This window comes from Paenibacillus sp. 11B, from assembly GCF_030487755.1.
Lineage (GTDB): Bacteria > Bacillota > Bacilli > Paenibacillales > Paenibacillaceae > Paenibacillus > Paenibacillus vandeheii.
On the sequence record NZ_JAUKNS010000006.1, the window covers coordinates 115,479 to 135,297 of the forward strand.

At 49.6% G+C, this 19,819-nt stretch carries 13 protein-coding genes; all 13 read right to left on the reverse strand.

The genetic code is table 11. The features are described from left to right. Window positions 1–97 precede the first annotated feature (97 nt). The 13 genes from Q0V21_RS24590 to Q0V21_RS24650 all read right to left on the reverse strand — a co-directional run bounded on the left by Q0V21_RS24590 (window position 98) and on the right by Q0V21_RS24650 (window position 19,797). Window positions 98–970 (reverse strand): sugar phosphate isomerase/epimerase family protein, encoded by an 873-nt coding sequence (locus Q0V21_RS24590; protein WP_301881021.1) that lies wholly within the window; start codon window positions 968–970, stop codon window positions 98–100. 12 nt (window positions 971–982) lie between these two features. After that, window positions 983–1,858: a sugar phosphate isomerase/epimerase family protein gene (locus Q0V21_RS24595; protein WP_301881022.1), complete on the reverse strand. Its 876-nt coding sequence runs from the start codon at window positions 1,856–1,858 to the stop codon at window positions 983–985. Window positions 1,859–1,987: 129 nt separating this feature from the next. After that, window positions 1,988–5,092 (reverse strand): alpha-mannosidase, encoded by a 3,105-nt coding sequence (locus tag Q0V21_RS24600; protein ID WP_301881023.1) that lies wholly within the window; start codon window positions 5,090–5,092, stop codon window positions 1,988–1,990. Further along, window positions 5,089–7,401: a glycoside hydrolase family 3 N-terminal domain-containing protein gene (locus Q0V21_RS24605; protein WP_301881024.1), complete on the reverse strand. Its 2,313-nt coding sequence runs from the start codon at window positions 7,399–7,401 to the stop codon at window positions 5,089–5,091. The genes Q0V21_RS24600 and Q0V21_RS24605 overlap by 4 nt, the downstream gene beginning before the upstream one ends. Before the next feature lie 44 nt (window positions 7,402–7,445). Further along, window positions 7,446–9,668: a helix-turn-helix domain-containing protein gene (locus Q0V21_RS24610; RefSeq protein WP_301881025.1), complete on the reverse strand. Its 2,223-nt coding sequence runs from the start codon at window positions 9,666–9,668 to the stop codon at window positions 7,446–7,448. 175 nt (window positions 9,669–9,843) lie between these two features. After that, the gene (locus Q0V21_RS24615) at window positions 9,844–11,481 is read right to left on the reverse strand and encodes a type 2 periplasmic-binding domain-containing protein (protein WP_301881026.1); all 1,638 of its coding nucleotides are present in this window, start codon (window positions 11,479–11,481) and stop codon (window positions 9,844–9,846) included. 128 nt (window positions 11,482–11,609) lie between these two features. Then, a complete protein-coding gene (locus Q0V21_RS24620) occupies window positions 11,610–12,518 on the reverse strand; it encodes a carbohydrate ABC transporter permease (RefSeq protein ID WP_231952803.1) in 909 nt (302 codons plus the stop codon). 15 nt (window positions 12,519–12,533) lie between these two features. After that, window positions 12,534–13,514: an ABC transporter permease gene (locus Q0V21_RS24625; RefSeq protein ID WP_024629462.1), complete on the reverse strand. Its 981-nt coding sequence runs from the start codon at window positions 13,512–13,514 to the stop codon at window positions 12,534–12,536. A 312-nt stretch (window positions 13,515–13,826) separates the two neighbouring features. After that, the gene (locus Q0V21_RS24630) at window positions 13,827–15,239 is read right to left on the reverse strand and encodes an alpha-L-fucosidase (protein ID WP_079344892.1); all 1,413 of its coding nucleotides are present in this window, start codon (window positions 15,237–15,239) and stop codon (window positions 13,827–13,829) included. Window positions 15,240–15,700: 461 nt separating this feature from the next. Next, window positions 15,701–16,759, reverse strand: a complete 1,059-nt coding sequence (locus Q0V21_RS24635; RefSeq protein ID WP_301881028.1) for a Gfo/Idh/MocA family protein — start codon at window positions 16,757–16,759, stop codon at window positions 15,701–15,703. A 263-nt stretch (window positions 16,760–17,022) separates the two neighbouring features. Continuing rightward, window positions 17,023–17,889 carry a sugar phosphate isomerase/epimerase family protein gene (locus Q0V21_RS24640; protein WP_301881029.1) on the reverse strand — a complete coding sequence of 289 codons (867 nt, stop codon included), beginning with the start codon at window positions 17,887–17,889 and terminating at the stop codon, window positions 17,023–17,025. Between the two features lie 169 nt (window positions 17,890–18,058). Then, window positions 18,059–19,549, reverse strand: a complete 1,491-nt coding sequence (locus tag Q0V21_RS24645) for an alpha-L-fucosidase (protein ID WP_079344896.1) — start codon at window positions 19,547–19,549, stop codon at window positions 18,059–18,061. Window positions 19,550–19,626: 77 nt separating this feature from the next. Beyond that, window positions 19,627–19,797: a hypothetical protein gene (locus tag Q0V21_RS24650; protein ID WP_161634233.1), complete on the reverse strand. Its 171-nt coding sequence runs from the start codon at window positions 19,795–19,797 to the stop codon at window positions 19,627–19,629. Window positions 19,798–19,819: the final 22 nt, after the last annotated feature.

Genomic DNA, 19,819 nt, shown 5'->3' on the forward strand with positions numbered 1-19,819 from the left:
CTTGTGATGATCGTAACTGAATCCTTATGGAGAACCAATTTATGTTAGTGCAGAATTCCTTTCTTGGACCCCTTTGAAAGCCTTTTAATCAAATCCGCTAAACCTCTTCCCAGAATCGGCGCAGGTTGTTCATGGCGATTTTGGATGCTGACTTGCACTCCTCCATGCCTTCGAACTCCACCGTTATGTTGCCGTCATAGCCGGAGTCTTTGATCAGCTTCACAATTTTGCGAATGGGGATGTCCCCATGCCCAACGATGGCTCCACGCAGGAAATTACCATTGGCAGTGGTAAACCACTCCCCTTCGCCCGGATGTTCATCATAAGAACGGAAATAGAAGTCTTTGAAATGGACCAGAGAAGCGTACGGCAGATTTTTCATGACCCCGATAATCGGGTTTTCATCCACACACATGAAATTGCCAATGTCGAGTGTTGTTTTGAAGTTCGGACGATCCACGGCATGCAGCACACGCTGCACACGATCGCTCGCCTGCACGCTGAAGCCGTGATTTTCGATGGTTGTCGTAATACCAAACTGCGCAGCATAATCCGCAATGATCTGGCTTCCCTTCACCATGAGCGGGAGATTTTCCTCGAACCAGGCAATGGTCATTTTCTCCTTTGGCAACGTAAACGCCGTGACGTCATGACGCATATGCTTCACACCCATCCGGTGTACGACGTCGACATGTCTTTGGACCCGAGCCATTTCTTCCGCAAAAGCCTCTTCCGTCTCCTGCACGAAATTCGCAGGCATCGAATAGTTGGACAGCTCAATACCTGCAGAAGCAGCTCGCTCCCGGATGGCATCAGCCAGCTCATAATTATCTTCCACGGTGTAGCCATACGGAACCATCTCCATATGCTCACCACCATTTGCTGCAATCCAGTCGATCATATCCAGAACCGTCATTTCACCCGAATTCAAATCATTCAACAAGCTATACGTACTCAGGCCCACTTTCATCTGCTCAGCTCCCTACCGGTATTGTTTGATGAATTCAACTGCTTTGCGAATGTCCAGCTCCGGCTGATCGCCTACTTCACGTTCAATTGTCAGATACCCTGTGTAACCAATTTCCTGAAGGGCCGCAAAGTATCCGTCAAAATCCACACCGCCCTCTCCAAGCGGCACTTCACGGAAGAATGTCCCAGAAGAAACCATTTCGGCAATCTTCTCATGATCCATGGGCGCGTAACCTACTGCGCCATATACATCTCTCGGATCGACTTCCTTGAGACGCACCCCATCTTTCACATGGGTGTGGACAATATAATCCTTCAACAGATGGACACCGCGAGCCGGGTCATCCCCCGTAACCATAACCATATTTGCTGGGTCAAAATTCACCGATACCCCATTGGTCGACAATGTATCCAGGAATCCTTTCAAATCTGCGGCTGTTTCCGGCCCTGTCTCAATAGCAAAGTACGCACCTACACTTTTCGCATATTGACCCAGCTCTTCGCAAGCCGCATGCAGCGTGGCATACACTTCGGAGGAAGGATCATGCGGAACAATACCGATATGTGTTGTGACGATATTCGTACCCAGATCAAGAGCAAGATCCACGATGCGCTTGGACTTCTCTACTTTCCACGGATTATCTTCCTTGACCTGAAACCCATGACCACCCAAATCGCCAACCAGCGCAGAAATTTCAAGCCCAAGAGAATCGATATAACTTCTTAACTCTTTGCGAGCCGCAGGCGACAGATTTTCGGGATCCATCTCTCCCTTGACCGCATAGATCTGTACACCCTCCGCTCCAACGTCTTTCGCTTTGTTCAGCCCTTCTCTTACGCCTACGTTAAAGCTGTCCACGATGACGCCGATCTTGTTCGTTAATTTCATGTTATACCCTCCTGCTGAATTGGTATTTTATCGTCCTGATGTAAATTCATGATGAATGCTCTACTACACTTTCGCCCTATTCACGGTCCACTCCTCTTCTTGTAAAAGATTCTTATCTGGCACCTTACGTTATTCCGGTGAACCGATTTTTACGGATTGAATCTCATAAGGCTTGAACGTCAGTTCGAGCTTCCCTTCACGACAAGCCAATGGGCGGATTTCGTCCTCCAGCAGATTGACCACTGACGTTTGTATCCGTGCGTCAGACCACTGAAGCTCAACTGTCTCTCTGCCGCCGGATGATTCATAGAAACGCAGTATCGTCCCCGTGCCGTCTTCTGAAGCTTTGACAGTATCCAGAATGACGTGCTCGCTCCGAAAGTGAACCCAGGAATGCTCTGCCGTTAATGTGCCTTTATGTCTGCCTGCTGCCACAGCCTGGGCCGGATGGTTCAGCTCCATTGCACGGCGTACCACACCCGCTTCCCGCCAATCGCCTTGATGGGGCAGGAGCGAGTAGGTGAATTCATGCTCCCCCTGGTCGGCATGTTCATCCGGCCATTTCGGAGCACGGAGCAGGGACAGACGAATCGTCTGATCCTTGATGTCGTACCCGTACTTGCAATCGTTCAGCAGACTTACACCGCTATTACCTTCGGAGACGTCTGCCCAACGATGCCCACACACTTCAAACTGTGCCTGCTCCCAGCTGGTATTGTTATGGGTTGGCCGCTCCAGCGCACCAAACGGAATTTCGTAGGTTGCTTTGGCTGACACCAAATCCACCGGAAATGCGACTTTGAGCAACTTATGGTTCTCAACCCAGTTTACCTTGGTCTTGAAATCCACACGTCGCTGATGACGATACAGGATCATATCCTGGTGAATGTCCGAGTTGTTCAGCTTCCAGTGGAAACGAAGGACATCCCTTGTTGCCCCGCACTGCACGATCTGTCCGGAGATCAGCTGTACCGCCCCTGCCCGTTGAGATTCGAACCTCGGGTCAATATCCCACGCATCCCAATACGTAGGTTTGTCATGGAAAAACTGTAACTCGTTCGCTTTATCTCCCGGCTTCAGCCACTCCCGCTGGATGGACTTGTCATACCATCTTGTGATTTCTCCCACATCGTTAAATTCAAGCGTGTAGAAGTCTGTTTCCCAGACGGAAGGGAAAGATTCCTCCTGTTTCCATACAGAAAGATCGGCATCCGATGCCTGGCGCAGCCATATCGTGGTATACCCAAAGGCAGGAATGGATGGAACATAAACTGACAGGGTCAGCACATCTCCATTTTGCTCTAGGTCACCTGCCAGATGATTACCCTGATGATCAAAAGCAGCGAGACCAGTCAGACTCACGTCGCCTGTAATGGCCACCACTTCTCCGCGCTCCCAGCCCAGACTATTAAAAATAACGTAAGGCAGGCCATCCAAACTATCTGTAGCAATACGTTCCACAAGGGTACCGAGGGCGCTCTCCATCGCCGATGTTCCCAGAGAAAATACCTTCGTATACTCCTCCGCGGAGGTGACATATGCTTCGGGGATAGATGTACCCGGGATAATATCATGGAACTGATTGAGCATGATCAGCTTCCAGCCTTCATCGAGCTTATTCTTCACCTGTGCTGCTTCAGAAGATCCGGCAAACTGCTCCCAGATCTCCGCTTCACGGTACAGTACTTCGGCTTTCCGATTGCTCCGTTTATTCCGCGCATGGGTAGTAAACGTTCCCCGGTGAAGTTCCAGATACAGGTCTCCATGCCATTTCGGCAAAGGGGGATTATGGTTAGATATTTCTTCGAAAAATGCTCCCGCTGTACTGAACTTGCTGATGGGCTGCCCAACCATGAGATGGGATCGCGCTCCGAACTCCACCATTTCATTCGTGACCCCGCCCCCGCCATCACCATGACCGTAAAGCAGCATTTGCTCAGGATGTACATCCTTCTGCTTATACGATAACCAATGCTCATCCATATCTTTGGGCCGGGTATGTTCATTCACTCCATGATTCAAGTACGCAAGCACCGAGGTTCCATCAATACCCACCCAATCAAATAGATCATATGGAAAAGCATTGGTATCATTCCAATTGAGCTTGGTGGTCATAAAATAGGGAATGCCCGCCAACTTTAGCAACTGCGGCAACGAAGCACAGTACCCGAAGGTATCGGGGAGCCACTCAATGCTTGAACGCTTGCCGAACTCCTCCTGATAGAAGTTCTGCCCGTACAACATCTGTCTTACCAAGGACTCACCGCTCGGAATGTTCAGGTCCGGCTCCACCCACATGCCGCCAACCAGCTCCCAGCGACCTTCGGCAACCCGGGCTTTGACCCGCTCATACAATTCCGGGTAGTGCTCTTTCACAAACGCATACAGCTGCGGCTGGCTCTGCGAATATACAAACTCCGGGTATTCATCCATCAAGGTACACATCGTGGAAAAAGTACGGCTGGATTTACGGACTGTCTCACGTACAGGCCACAGCCAGGCAATATCGATATGTGACTGCCCAACCAGATGCATGAACCCATTCCGGTATTCTTCCGGGTCCTCCTTCTGCACAGAATGTGCCAGCGAATTTTCGAAATTCTGCACCCATGCCGCCTCCACCCAGCGATTCGGCTCGTTGTACATCTCATCCATCACCTGATGAATGTCCCGGACAAGATGGGTCCGCTTCAAGTCTTTCTCAGGCAATGCCTTCAGCGACTCCGCAAGTACAGTAATGCTGTACATCAAGCTCTGTAGCGGTTGATTCACATATACCAAAGCAGTTCGGATACCACGGATCGGCGGCTGAATCACCGCTTGTCGGTTTAGCGGGTCATGCGGTTCCGGTATAGGATCATACAGCTCAATCTCCAATAAAGGCGTAGTTCCCACACGACTCCTGGGTAAAGGTACATACCAATGATTGCGGTCCAGTCCGTGATAAGGCGCGCCATTCACCTTCAGCAGCCCCTCACCCCCAGCTTCAAAAATCAATCCAATCGCATGATCCTCCCAATTGCATGGAATCTCTATGGTTTTGCTCAGAAAATAAGTCGCTCCATGGTTGCTATGGAGCGGATTTAAGCTTTGGACAATGGCATTCTCCTGTTCATACTCGTATTCTCCTGGCCGGATATACTTAGCTTTCTGCATCTGCCACTCTGGAAGCTCCACCGTATCGAGCCATTGCTGCTGAGCCAGATCCTGAATGAATCTCTGAATTCGAATCATACCTCCACCCCCACCTTCTGAATGTGTAAACTGCAAGCAGTCCAGTCTCTGGAGCTGCTGCCCACCATCAGTCTGAATTCACCTGGTTCGACAACAGGCTGAAGACGGGAGTCGATCAGCGCCAGATGTTCTTTTTGTACAGGAAAAGTAACCGTTCGAGTCTGTCCCGGCTCCAGACGGATTTTGCGAAACCCTTTCAGTGAAATTTCAGCCCGGGTTACTGAAGCTGATACGTCCGTAATATACAGCTGCACCACCTCATCTCCAGCAACTGATCCGGTGTTCGTGATTTCCACCTGCACCTCAGCTTCATCGTCTGGCCCGATCACTTCCGGCACAACCCGTACATTCTCGTACTTAAATTCCGTATAGCTCAGCCCAAAGCCGAACGGATACTGCGGTGCAAGATCGGTCTCCAGATATCGCTTACCTCGGGTGCGTTTGGCATTGTAATAGATCGGAAGCTGCCCCACATGTTTGGGAATGGAGACGGTAAGACGACCGGATGGATTCACATCACCGAACAAAATATCTGCTATGGCGTTCCCCCCCTCCTGCCCCGGGTACCACGCTTCCAGGATGGCATGGGCATGCTCATCAATCCAAGGTTCAGCAATGGGTCGGCCGTTAATATATACAACAATAATCGGTTTCCCCAGCTTATGTACTTCCTGCACCAGCTCCAGTTGAACACCCATCAGGCTCAAAGAAGATCGGTCTATGCCCTCACCGCACTCCATATCGTTCCATGGATCATCCGTGACAACGGATGCCCCCGTCCGCAGATCAATGGTGCCTTCGCCAAAATCACGACTACTTGACCCACCCATCACCATAACGATGATGTCAGCTTGTTCAGCAGAGGCAAGCGCTTGTGCAAAGCCCTCTCTGGAATCGCCTTTGATGCGGCATCCGGGCGCGTATAACACTTGCTCCGTATCCGTCCCAAGCTTACGGCGAATCCCGTCCAACACCGTAACAATCTGTTCTCTCGGCTGTGGCGAGGTGTAATCACCAAGCTGGTTGTAGACATGGTTTGCATTCGGTCCAATAACGGCCAGCTTCGTACCTGTATTACTGAGTGGAAGGATGTTCGCTTCATTTTTAAGTAAAATAATTCCCTCTTGCGCGACTTTCCTCGCCAGCTGAATATGGTCCTCACATCCAATCACCTGCTCTGCAAAGTCAGGATCAACGAAGGGCTGTTCGAATAAACCCAGTCTGAACTTCATCTCCAGCACTCGCCTTACTGCTGTATCCAGATCCTGTTCTTCGATTATTCCTTGCTCCAGCGCCTGCCCCAGATGCTTCCGGTACATGTATCCGGACATCTCCATGTCCACACCTGCCTTAAGCGACTGCGCAACGGCCTGCTCCCCGTTCTCCGCCGTGTTGTGTCCACTGACCAGCATCTGAATCGCACCAAAATCGGTGATGACGAATCCGTCAAATCCCCATTGCTCGCGCAGGAGATCATTTAACAGATACGAGCTCGATGTACAGGGTACACCGTCAATTTCGTTATACGCTGTCATGACAGAACATGCTCCGGCTTCAACCGCTTTCTTGAAGGGCAATAGATCCACCTCATGCAACTCACGTAATCCCATATGAACAGGGGCCGCATTGCGTCCACCCTCTGAACTTCCATAAGCTGCAAAATGTTTGAGTGTCGCCACAATTGTCCGGTTGGTATCCAGTCGTTCACCCTGCAGCCCTTTCATCGCTTCTACCGCCAATTCACCAATCAGGTATGGATCTTCGGCAAAACATTCCTCTGTCCGCCCCCATCTCGGGTCCCGCACCACATCCAGCACAGGGGAATACGTTGCCGCTCCCCCTTGACTCCGGGTCTCCACAGCAATCGCTTCGCACATCTTGCGGTACAATTCCACGTTCCAGGCACTTCCTACAGCAAGCGGCACCGGGAATACGGTCGCTCCAATCGCCATATGACCGTGAGAACACTCCTCCCCGAACAAAATGGGGATCCCCAGCCTGGAGTTCTCCAAGGCATACCGCTGAATTTCATTGGTGGCAACAGCTCCCTGCCTAGGGGTCAGGCCTGTCTCCAGCGTCACTTCCGTCCAGGGATCAGCACGAAGGGCACCATACAATGACCCAATCCCGCCCTCTGCGATGTCCTTTTCAAACTCATCCGTAACCCGAACCGTACCATCTGCATCCTTAACATAAGTCTTCCACCCCATGGGCTGAATCAGCTGTCCTATCTTCTCCTCCGTTGTCATCCGACCGAGAAGATCTTGTACCCGTTCCTGAACGGGAAGCGAAGCATCTTTATAGTTCATATGCACATTCTCCTTATGAGTTCGGCTTGGTTTGGAACATGGGCTCACATGGCTTTTCGGTAGTCGCTAGGTGCTACACCCACCACATTCTTGAACGCCCGATTGAAGGAATTATAGTTCGTGTATCCGACTTCCTCACTGATCTCCTGGATGGCCTTGTCGGTCTCCAGCATAAGCTGTTTGGCCTTCTCTATGCGGTGACTAATCAGAAGATCCACGAACTTCTCACCAATTTCGTCCTTGAACAACTTGCTTAAATATTTCGGATTGATATCAAATAAATCACTTAGATAATTCAGCGACAGCTCGGGATTGTTATAGTTCTGTTCAATATATTTGCGAATTTCAAGAATATGAGATCGGTGTTTTCTGGAACAATGAAGTGTCTGCATCTGTTCCGACAGATCCCGAAAGCCTTCCCAGCACAGCGTTCGCAAATCATCTAACGTCTCCCATCCTTCCAATCTGGGGAGGAGCGGTGTAAATACGGCTGCCCATTGCTCCTGATATTCCCGCGGAAGTTCCGCGAACTCCCGATTATAATGCTGGAACAGCAGCTGGACCGTATTCATAATCTCCTGGCGGGAGAGCACGGATTCACGGATTTGTTCGAACAAGCGGTCAAAGTGCTTCTCCCAGACATTGTCCGACAATCGCATCGCCTGCACCAGCAAGGAGATCGTCTTCAGGAACTCATATACATCATTAGTCGAGTTCGGTACCTCCCCGCATGATATGATTCGGTTGATTCCGAGCACAGCCTTGTACTCCAGGGCATGCACAGCCTCCTTCAACGAAGCTCTCAGGCCACGAACATCGACTGCCACTCTACCAATCCCGATAGTTACGGTGAAGTTCAAATACTGCCCAACCCTGTCCAGATAACCGGAGAGCAGTCTCTGCTCGGTTTCCTCACCCTTTTCCATCTCGGGCAACCAGAGTATTGCATACAGCCGCTGATCCGATATCCACTCTGCCCATACTTCGGTCCCTTCTTGCCTTGCACTCTCCTGCAGAATGCTGGATAACACAAACTTGAGAAGGGATTGATCCTGATTGTGATACTCCTCCATAAATCGGGAATACTGATCAATCTCCACCACAATTACAGCCCATCGATCCTCCAACTGCGGGAGCTTGAACCTGTTCATCTCCGCTGTAAGCTCATTGCCAGTGAAGTCTCGTGTACCCTCCAGCAGCTCCTGAAAGAAATATTTCTTCTGCAAAATCAGGTTTTCTTCATGCTCCTCCTGATATTGCTTGGTTTGATCAATCATTTGCTCCAGCGTGGTCTGGATAAAACGGAACTCGTTATCTTTTGGTTGACTCATCCCCGGCTGTTTCTGTGAAGCCACCGTCTCAATTAACGTGACGATTTGCTGGATGGGCTTGTAATTTCTCCGTGTCACATAGATCACCCACACCACACCAATCAGGACAACAGCAACGGCAAAAACAAACCAGATATTGTAAAATTTTAGAGCAAATTTGATGATCTTGCCATTATTCAGTCCGGTCTGTACCTTCCAGCCGCTGTAGCTGGATGTAAATTCGGAGAAGACTTCACCTGACGCCATTTGGGGAGATGCTGCCCTAGCGCCATCCTGCTTTCCACCATCCCACAGATTGCCGCCCGAGCGATTGAAGATATTCACGAAAGTGAACTCAGGGTCGTACATCTGCATGATAGACTTCTGCAAGGCTGGCAGATTGACGTTAACAACTACAAGACCCGTGCCGTTTCCGACACCGCGAATGAGTGTAATGACCTGTTTGCCTTCCTCGGTCGGGAATGCCTTAAAGGATCTCGCCCCCACCCACTTTTGCGTCGCCGCAGCACGGCTGTCCTTAATAAATGGCGCGTCCGGGAATTCCTCAATAGGTACCGCCTTGCCGTTACTGAACACCGTATCGTCGTTGTATCTCACCAGATATATGGAATCAATCAGCGGATACTCTATTTTCAATTCATCAATAACCTGGACCGCTTGAATTCCGGCATACACATCCTCGCTTCCGGTTACCGAATAATAGTTTTTCAGATTGGGGTTGGTCAAAATATCACGCAGCACCTTGAAGTCGATGGAGCGCAGTGAATTGTCCAGATATTGCGTTACCTGTGATGCCAGAAATTCATTGGCCTTGAGTGCTTCTCTCCGGTTCTGCTCATTAAATACCTGGAAGAAGATAATAAACAGAATTGTGGTTACGATAAAAAAAACAGGCAAATACGATAGCAGCAAACGTCTAAACCAACTGTTGTTCATCTCCGAGGCCCCCCACACTGTTTATGTGCATGATGACAACCACGCCAATCTGGTCGCTAATTTTCCATAAATATTCAGTAAATTATATCGGATGAAGTGGGGTTGTCAAAAGGAGAAGACCGTCCCGATTCCTGTGGTGACATCGGGACAGCCTCATTCATGAATCCATCAACCTTTATTGATTCTTCTCAATCGCACGCTGGTAAATCTCAAGGTAATTGCTGAGTCCCAGACCATCAAAGCCTTTCACGTACGCGTCCCATTCCTTATCAATGCTCTTGCTGCCGATAATGAATTGAGCCATATTGGTCATCACGTAATCCTTGACGGCCGTCGTGAGCTGGGCAGCAGTTTCTGTATCTTCAGGACGGATAAATACGTTCGCAGGATAGACCTCTTTGGGCGCATAAGGTTCATATACATTGGTTGCTTGTGCCAGGCGTGTACCGTAACCCTCCGCTTCCAACGGGTTCTGTCCTTCTGCAAACAGATTGCGGAACGTATTGGACAAGTCATGTGCTCCGATCTGTGACCAACTCTCGTTGACTACAACGTTCGGGTCACGCTCAGGCAGGTTATAGTAGCTGTATTTGGCCGGCTCGCCATTGATGTTTTTCTCATCGGCATCCGCCTTCTTCCAGCCTTTCCCCTCCGTTGGACCGTACTCTGCGTACAGGGCACCTTCTTCACTGAACATGTAATCTACAATCTTGATGGCAGCAATCTGCTGCGCTTCGGTCGCTTTGTTGGTGATGGCAAACTCAAACTCACCTACGCTCTGTGTAGCGCCTGTCGTCTGCACGCCATCCGGCCCTTTCAGCGGAGGTACGATGTCCCAGTGCTGGTGGCGGGTAATATCCTTGTCATACGTGTTCACGAGATAGCTGACCAGCGCTGTCGTTATAGAGCCGACCACTTCATCGCCTTCCTTGTTACCCAGCTGCCCGATCGCCTGATCGTTCTGCGTGAAGGAAGCCGGATCAATCAGGCCTTCTGCGTACAGCTTGTGCATGTACTCCAGCCCTTTTTTCCACTCTTCCTTGTTCCCTGCAAAATCAACCTTCCCATCCTTCACGATCAGATATTTATCGTTGTCATTATAGATAAAACTGTTCATGAGATAGGCATCGATATTGCCATTCCATACATATTTGTTCGGTGCACCCGTGAGCGGAATCTCATCGGCTTTGCCATTGCCATTCGGGTCCTGCTCTTTGAATGCCTTCAGTACCGTGTAGAGTTCATCGGTCGTGGTCGGCATTTTCAGACCCAGATTGTCGAGCCATTCGGTGTTAATCCAATATTTCTGAGCATACGTACAGTGATAACATTCATTGAAAATTGGCAGAGCGTAGATGTTCCCGTCAGGTGCAGTAATCGCTTCTTTAAAGTACGGCTTCTCCTCCATAATCTTGGTGAGATTCGGACCGTACTCCTTGATCAGATCCTGCAGCGGGAGGAACACGCCCTGTTTTCCGTAGGTTTGCAGGTCTGAGGTGGTGAACTTGCCATGGAGGAACACTTCGGGATAATCGCCACTCGCCAGCAGCAGCTGTCTGCGATCTTGCAAGGCGTCTGTCGGAGCCAAATCCCATTTCAGTGTTACATCGAACTTGTCTTCGATAAATTGGGTGAACTCATTTTCTTCCATGGATGCTTTACCTTGTGGGGCAAAGAAGGTCATCGTTACCGGGCCACCGCTCTCCCCGCTACCGTCGCTCCCTTTACCCGTCTCTGCGGATGAACCGCATGCGGACAACAAAGCCATCGAAGCAAAGACCAGAAACAACATCGAAATCCAAGATTTTTTCAATCTGACTCCTCCTTTTTGTTGAAAACGGCATAACCATCTGTTTACGCACTCGTGTTAAACCCGATCCCGGAAGCCGGAGTGTTCCCCCACCTCCTTTCAAACGGCTTAGCGGGAGTAAATTGCAGAAATCATCCTTTGAGCGAGCCCACCATGACCCCTTTGACAAAGTGCTTCTGCACAAACGGATACATGATGAGAATCGGAATACTGGCGACTACGATTAGTGCGTATTTCAGTACCTGCTCGAACCCCTGATCCCGCAGCTGCTGGCTCGTATTGGCCAACATTGCCGGGTCGGCGGCGTTCAGAATCAGCAGATTGCGGAGCACATATTGCAGTGGGAACAACTTTTCGGAACGCAGATAGATCAGGGCATCAAAGTACGCATTCCAGTGACCCACCGCATACATCAGCGTCATGACCGCCAGAATCGGCTTTGATAACGGAAGAACGACGCTGATCAAATACCGAATATCTCGGCATCCGTCCATTTCTGCCGCCTCCCCCAGCTCTTCCGGGATGGAAGACTGGAAGAAGGTTCTCGCTACGATGACCTGGAACACTGCGAGCGCCCCTGGCAGCCACATCGCCCAGCGTGTATCCAGCAGATGGAGGTCCTTCATCAAGAGATAGGTTGGAATCAGACCGCCGTCAAAGAACATCGTGATCATCATGAAAATAATGATTGCCCCCCGTCCATAAAATGACTTTCGTGACAACGGATAAGCGAGCATGACGGTCAGCGCCACGTTGATAAACGTACCTACAACGGTATAGATAATCGTATTGTAGAACCCGAGCATGAGCTGTTGGCTTTTGAAAATGGAGATATAGGCCTTGATGTTAAAGTCTACCGGGAACAGCCACACCTGACCGGATGTAACGGCACGGGAGGAGCTGAACGAAGAACTGATGATATACAAGAGTGGGTAAAACACCGTTAGCAGTATGGCGAACAGAAAGATATAGTTGAATGTCATGAAGATGCGGTCACCAAGCGGGTCCTTGATCCGGTTACGATTCATCAGGTTGAACATGGATGAGCTCCTCCTTTACCACAAGCTGTTCTGGGATACTTTGCGGGAAATGCCGTTGACGATAACGAGCAGGATCAGGTTGATAACGGAGTTGAACAATCCTACCGCCGAGGAGAAGCTGAAGTTTGCCCCGATCAGACCAACCTTGTACACATACGTGGAGATGACTTCCGAAGCGCTCGTGTTGAGCGGATTCTGCATCAGATATATTTTTTCAAAGCCTACGCCCATAATGCTGCCCAAACTCAGAATTAGCATGATGACGGTGACCGGTACGAGCGTTGGAAGATCGATATGCCAAATTTTCCGAAGCCTTGAAGCACCGTCCATCTTTGCTGCCTCATAGAGGGATGGATCAACGCCAGCAAGTGCCGCGATATAAATAATCGATGAATAGCCCATGCCCTGCCACACGCCTGACCAGACATAGATAGATTTGAAGTATTCGGGAATACCCATAAAGTTGGTCATCGGGAAGCCCAGGAAAGTAAATAGCTTGTCTACAACACCCACATGAGGTGACAGCATCAGAATGATAATGGATACCATGACGACTGTTGAGATAAAATGCGGAGCGTACGTGACCATCTGGACGGTCTTTTTAAAGTAACCCGTACGGATTTCATTCAGTGCCAGCGCAAGCAGGATCGGAATGGGAAACCCGGCGAGTAACGAATAGAAGCTGATGCCAATCGTATTTTTGATCAGCAGCCAGAAATTTGGGGATTCAAAAAAGGCTTCAAAATGTTTCAGCCCAACCCATGGGCTGCCCCAGATTCCTTTGACGACACTGAAGTCTTTGAAGGCGATCTGTACCCCAACCATCGGAATGTACTTGAAGATCAACAGATACAATACAGGAGGCAGCACCAGGAGATAGAGCTCCCAATGCTTTTTGAGGCTTCTGATAAATGGATGCTGTCGCTTAGGTTCTGCGTAATTCCTTCCTTGCTGGAGCTCCACCGGTGCAGGTATGCTTTCCGTAGCTCGACTCATTCGCGTCACTCCTTCTACACCTTAAGTGTAATAATACATTACATTTACATCCCTTAAACATCCTTTTGTTTGATTCTTTTTCTGTATTGGCGCCAACCGTGTGAAGAATAATGTCAGGTAACGCTTTCTTGAATTGATAGTACCTTGAGCGGCGTTCTTTTATCAATTTGCAATTTTCCCCCACCTCTCCTTATTCCCAAAACCCTTGTCGTACAAGGGAAATCGCCCTTTATCTTATGTATATTGCAAAAATCCCTAAACAAAAAAAAGCCCGAAGGACTGTAAAAGTCCCTCGGGCTTGGAGTTGTAGATTTATTCGTTTGTGAACAATCTGAACGTCAGCGTGATAGGTGCTGCTTCCGTAACTGCTGCCTGCGGCAGCTCTACAACAAGTCCATCTTCTGTCCGTTGGAATGACAGCACATCATCTGTGCCAACGAGTTCAATTCGCTCCACCTTTTCCACATATGGAATGGTCACTTGTGATTCTACTGCCTCGTTTTCGTTTCTGTACAGACGGAAGGCATACGATACGTTCAGATCTTCCTTACGTGTGAAGGCCCACTTTCCTGTGAAGTATGGTCCGCAAATCCGCGTGCCATAGATGCCCTCCCCATGCGTACCGATCCACTCTCCGAGGGCTTTAATGCTTCGGACTGCGCCTTTCGGGAGACGTCCGTCCGGTTGCGGTCCCACATTCAGTGCCAGGTTACCACCCTTGGATACTACCTCAAGCAGAATATGCGCCAGTTGTCTTGCTGATTTATACTGATCATCATATCCAAACGCAAAGGAATTGCCCACCGTGATACAGCTCTCCCAAGGAATATTCATTGGGTGCTCTGGAATGGTTTGTTCCGGAGTTACGATATTCTCGTATGGTCCACCTACCGTGCGATCTGCTGCCAGCAGCCACGGCTGGGTTGTCCGACGTGCCCGCTCCACCACCTCGCCCAGACGGATATCCTGACCGTGGCGTCCTTCGCGCACCCAGCCTGCATCCAGCCACAGACATTCGATTCGTCCGTAGTTGGTCAGCAGCTCCATAATTTGCTCATGCGTGAACTCCACGAACTTTTCCCAGAGCCATGGATACGCTTTCGGATCATAGGATGGCCCACGCCACATATGGCTTCCCCGCTCCATGCCCGGTGTCCAGTAATACGGCGTATGCCAGTCTGCTTTGGAGAAATAAGCCGAGATGCCGAGTCCCTTGGCACGAAAAGCGTCAAAAAGCGCCCGGCAAATATCCGCATACTTATGGGTGTGAAAAGGGGTGTCCTTGCCCGTGATGCGATAATCGGTTGTATGTGTATCCCACATGCAAAAACCATCATGATGTTTAGTGGTGAACAGGAAATATTTGAACCCGTTATCAGCAGCCATCTGTGCCCATTCCTCAGGCTGAAAGCGAATGGGATTGAAGGTTTTGTTGAGATCAAAGTATTCCTGCTTGAAATGCTCCATGTCGTCAGTCCAGTCGATGTCATTGCGCGACCAATCGCCATCTTCGTCACTGAGCGCCCAGGACTCCACGAGTCCAAGCTGGGAATAAGGACCCCAGTGCATCATCAACCCCAGCTTCTGATCCTTGAACCACTCCAGCCGTTCAATGAGCAATGGGTCTTCAGGCTTCACCCATTCATCTTCCTTGCTAAAGTTGTGAACCCCGGCTTCGACGATCTGTTCTTCCTGTTCCAGCACCGTATCTTTGGTTTCGCTCATCCCGTTCATCTCCTTCGGATTGGATATCACACGTTGAAAAAGTAGCTTTACACAGGTCACTGCGCGGTCAAAACAATCTTCCGATCGCTGTTATCCCCGGATTTCTTTGATTTCACTTTATAAATGGTGGAAATCCGGGGATAAAGGCGAGCGCTCCGCTTCTCCAGATTTGTTCTGCCCTCTCCGTTATCGTGTAAATGTTTTGTTCAACTAAGAAGGACGTATTAAGCCCAGTCATTTCGATTGCAGTGCAATCTTCAGATTGGTTCTGCACTCTCCGTTTTGGCTTAAACGCTCAGTTCAACATGTAGAGAAATATAAGCCCTATCACTTCGATTGCAGTGCATTCTTCAGATAGATTCTGAACTTCGTTTTGGAACAATGGTTAGTTCAACAAGTAAAGACTTGTTAGACATCACTACTTCGAATGGCGTTGCGACTTTCGTATTACAACACCCTGTCTACAGTGAAATTTCGCGTCCTTCACGTGCTGACTCGTAGATGGCACAGAGAATTTTCATAATTTCAACGCCATCCTCAACGGGACTAAGCGTCTCTTTGCGTCCTTGGGTACTGTCGATAAAATGATTCACTTCGTTACGGAAAGAACCTGCGAAATCAAGGGATTTGAAATCCACCTGTGGCGTCATATTCAAAATGGTATCGAATTTCTCACCAATCAGTGAAATTTCCGGTTCCAGTTCAGCCCCACCTTTATGGCCATAGAGTCTGACCGAAGTTTCATCCTGTTTCGCGTGCAATGTGAAGCTTACATCCACCAGCAGGCTTGCCCCGTTCTCGAAACGAATCAACGCATTAGCCATATCCTCTACAGTGTTTTTGTTCGCATCATAGTCCGCAGCCTGGTAGAACGACAGATTACGGATATTGGCACGGTTACCCAATCGATTGGAAACATTCGCGGAGACGGTTTTGACCTTCGGTTTACCCATCAGGTACCAGGAGATATCAATAATATGCACACCAATATCGATCAACGGGCCGCCGCCAGAACGATCAACATCTGCAAACCAGCCTCCTGGATTACCCAGACGCCGCAGACAGGATGCCTTGGCATAATAGATCTCTCCCAGCTCGCCTTCATCAATGAACTTCTTCAGGATCTGCGCATTGTCGCTATAACGGCGTACAAAGCCAACCTGAAGCAGTTTTCCACTGCGGTGAACAGCTTTCTCCACCTCTAACGCATCTTCTACCGTCTGACAGAGCGGCTTTTCGCAGAGTACATTTTTCCCCGCATCCAGAGCAGCAATGCTGATCTCGGCATGTGTATCATTCCAGGTACAGATGCTTACCGAATGAATTTCGGGCAATGCCAGGAGTTCCTTATAATCTGTGAATACATGAGTAGCGTTATATTTCTTCGCGGCTTCCTGGGCACGCGCTTCATTCAGATCGCATATGGCGTATATTTCAACTTCGGGATTACTGTCATACGCTTGCAAATGAAAATCGGATATTGATCCTGCACCGATAACGGCAATTTTAAGTTTGGACATGAATTTTTCCCTCCATAATCTGTTGAATGATGGTCATATCAGTTGATTCAAAACATATGATAATCGGCTTAACGTAACTACGGTGAATGTTTGGACTTTCGACCGCTGTTGTCTACAGATTTCTTGTATCAACCGCTCTCAGCGGTTGAAATCCGCAGACAAAGGCGGGCGCTACCGCTCCTACAGTTCCAAACTTCCCCTATGTTCTTTCAGCCCCCTACATATAAAAATTGATTCCACTTATATAGTAGTGCAGTCGCTGCTTATGCTTCCTCCCAGAAGCGGCGGACGTTATCCATCGCGATGCGGGATGCTGTTTTGCAATTTTCCATGCCTTCAAATTCAACAGAGATGTATCCGTCATAACCGGATTGCTTCAACACACGGAATACTTCCGGCATGTCGATGTCCCCGTGGCCCACAATCGCTCCGCGCAGGTAATTGCCGTGTGCGGTCTGGAACCAGCCCTCTCCGGGATTACGGTAAGAGGGTCTCCGATAGAAATCTTTGGCGTGCACCATGGATGCATAAGGAATGTTGTTTTTTACAGCGCTAACCGGGTCTTCATCCACACACAGGAAGTTACCGATATCCAGCGTTGTCTTAAAGTTTTCTCTCGCCGCCTCATGCACCAGCCGCCGGACTCGCTCACTGGACTGCACATAGTAACCGTGATTCTCCACACTTGTCGTAATACCGTGACTCGCTGCGTAGTCGGCAATTCGCTGACAGGCCTTTACCAGAACAGGCAGGTCTGCCTCAAACTGGGCGACCGTTCCTTCCTGTGCAGGACGAAATGCAACATCATGGCGCATTCTCGTAACGCCAAGTGCGGCAGCGACATCCACATGCTTCAGGACAGCAGCTATCTCATTTTCAAGTGCATCCGGCCCCTCTCCTGTAACGAAATTGGCACCAATTGCGTAATTGGAAATATCGATTCCCACTTCTCGTGCAGTCTCTCGAATCTGTTCAATTAATTCTGGCTGGTCGATCAGGCTGTACCCTATCGGGACAATCTCCACATGTTCTCCGCCCTGATCAGCGATGTAACGGATGGCGTCGGGGACAGTCAGTTCTTTGACATCGAGTGCTTGTTGCAGACTGTATGTGCTGAGTCCTACTTTCATATCTTCTCATCCTCTCCTGCTGGTGTGTGGCTCTACCTTACCTATACCTTTTTCCATAAGATCATACAATTCCCAATAATCGTTTGCTACTCTATTTTCCATGGGATGAATCCAAAATCGGCTAATCTACAAATGTTACGGCTTGACATCTTAGAAAAAGGGGAATTCTTCATATGTCAGAACTGCCTTTGTGCCCAACCTCCTGTTTGTTCAGATATACACCCAGTGAGGACAACGTTGGGTACCATCTGGATTCATGAATGGTCAGGCGAATGGTTTTGGCGGTGAAGGAATCGAAATGACAGATTCGTTTGTGACCAACAACCGTGCCGGAATAAAGCACCTGCCAATCACCACGCTCTCCCTTTGCCTCCAGCGTAAAACGCTCAATTCGCTGGCCCGAACGGTTATGTTCCATGAGAACGACACGGTTAAACAATCTTTTTTCCGGCAGTTCCACTTCCAGTGAAGCCAGCTCTGTCCCTTCAGGTGGACACCAGAACGTATCCGGTTCCTCACACAATACCTGAGAAGCCGCATGTTCTTCATCCATCGTCTCCGATGCCCGCATTTGCGCGCCTACAGCCAGACTTTGCCCATAAGTGCCTCGTAAAGCGTCTCCGAGCTGCTGCAGCCGCTCAGCATCCCGTTCGTGAATCAGGCCGCGTCGATCTGGCGGAAGATTAAGTAGAAAATTGGCGTTACCACCAACCGCTCCATCATAGATGCCGAGCAGTTCCTCCAGCGATTTAACCTGATCATCCTCGTTGGCATGATAGAACCACCCCGGCCGGATGGACGTATTCACTTCTGCTGGATACCAGATGAGCTTGCCCTCATGCTGCCGGATCACCTCCCGACTCCCCAAATCCGCATCCTGTGTATTAATTCTGCTGGCAAACTCGCCATCATCCACCTGCTGGGATTGCTCCTGAATCTTCTCGTTATCCTGCAAGTAGGCAGGTACAACGCTCCATTCCGAAGCCCGGGTATGACCTGCCTCATTACCGCACCAGCGAACATCCGGCCCACATACCGAGATTACAGCCTCTGGCTGCAGCTCCCGAATCAGTGCATAATAGGAATCCCAATCGTAGACCTGCCTTTTCCCATTCGGTCCCTCTCCGCATGCGCCATCGAACCACACGCAGAAAATTTCACCATATTGGGTTAACAGCTCACGCAACTGATTTTTGAAAAACTCGTTGTATCGCTCCGAATCTCCGTAGGATGCTTCGTGACGATCCCAAGGAGACAGATAGATGCCGAACTTCAACCCAGCTTCCCGGCAGGCATCGGCAACCTCTTTCACCAGATCACCCGCACCATTTCGCCAAGGGCTGGCGGCTACCGTATGATCCGTGTATTGGCTTGGCCATAAACAAAACCCATCGTGGTGCTTGCATGTGAGAATTAATCCTGTCATACCGGCAGACTTGCAAGCCTGAACCCATTGCTGGGCACTCAGATGAGAAGGGTTAAAGATAGCGGGATCTTCATTCCCCGTTCCCCACTCCTGATCTGTAAACGTATTCACAGTAAAATGAATAAATGCATAGAACTCCATCTCCTGCCATTTCAGCTGGCGTTCTGATGGCACGACCTGCGCTGCCGCCTTTACCCAATCGGTGGTATTCACTGGATTTTTTTCTCCTCTCATGCCGGTTCTCTCCCGCTCTCCGACAAATGCCACAAAGGACCGGCAGAGCAAAGTATCTCCAGCGGTCCTTAATATGTTCATCTGTCGTTGAAAGTCAGCTTCCTGAATGCAATTCGATCCCTATTCCATGAATACTCTCCCCATCTCAGCGGTACGGTCCACGACCCTTGCCGCCGTCCCAACACCCTGCTCGCCACATCCATTGCCTTTTCATGCTTGCCTGCAAACCATGCCGCCATAATCTTCATGAATGGGTCTCCTTTCGGAAAA

Coding starts and splice junctions, on each gene's coding strand:
- Q0V21_RS24610 (WP_301881025.1), bottom strand. CDS start 9,668: ATGAACAACAGTTGGTTTAGACGTTTGCTGCTATCGTATTTGCCTGTT.
- Q0V21_RS24590 (WP_301881021.1), bottom strand. CDS start 970: ATGAAAGTGGGCCTGAGTACGTATAGCTTGTTGAATGATTTGAATTCG.
- Q0V21_RS24645 (WP_079344896.1), bottom strand. CDS start 19,549: ATGAGAGGAGAAAAAAATCCAGTGAATACCACCGATTGGGTAAAGGCG.
- Q0V21_RS24630 (WP_079344892.1), bottom strand. CDS start 15,239: ATGAGCGAAACCAAAGATACGGTGCTGGAACAGGAAGAACAGATCGTC.
- Q0V21_RS24650 (WP_161634233.1), bottom strand. CDS start 19,797: ATGAAGATTATGGCGGCATGGTTTGCAGGCAAGCATGAAAAGGCAATG.
- Q0V21_RS24620 (WP_231952803.1), bottom strand. CDS start 12,518: ATGTTCAACCTGATGAATCGTAACCGGATCAAGGACCCGCTTGGTGAC.
- Q0V21_RS24625 (WP_024629462.1), bottom strand. CDS start 13,514: ATGAGTCGAGCTACGGAAAGCATACCTGCACCGGTGGAGCTCCAGCAA.
- Q0V21_RS24595 (WP_301881022.1), bottom strand. CDS start 1,858: ATGAAATTAACGAACAAGATCGGCGTCATCGTGGACAGCTTTAACGTA.
- Q0V21_RS24600 (WP_301881023.1), bottom strand. CDS start 5,092: ATGATTCGAATTCAGAGATTCATTCAGGATCTGGCTCAGCAGCAATGG.
- Q0V21_RS24635 (WP_301881028.1), bottom strand. CDS start 16,759: ATGTCCAAACTTAAAATTGCCGTTATCGGTGCAGGATCAATATCCGAT.
- Q0V21_RS24605 (WP_301881024.1), bottom strand. CDS start 7,401: ATGAACTATAAAGATGCTTCGCTTCCCGTTCAGGAACGGGTACAAGAT.
- Q0V21_RS24640 (WP_301881029.1), bottom strand. CDS start 17,889: ATGAAAGTAGGACTCAGCACATACAGTCTGCAACAAGCACTCGATGTC.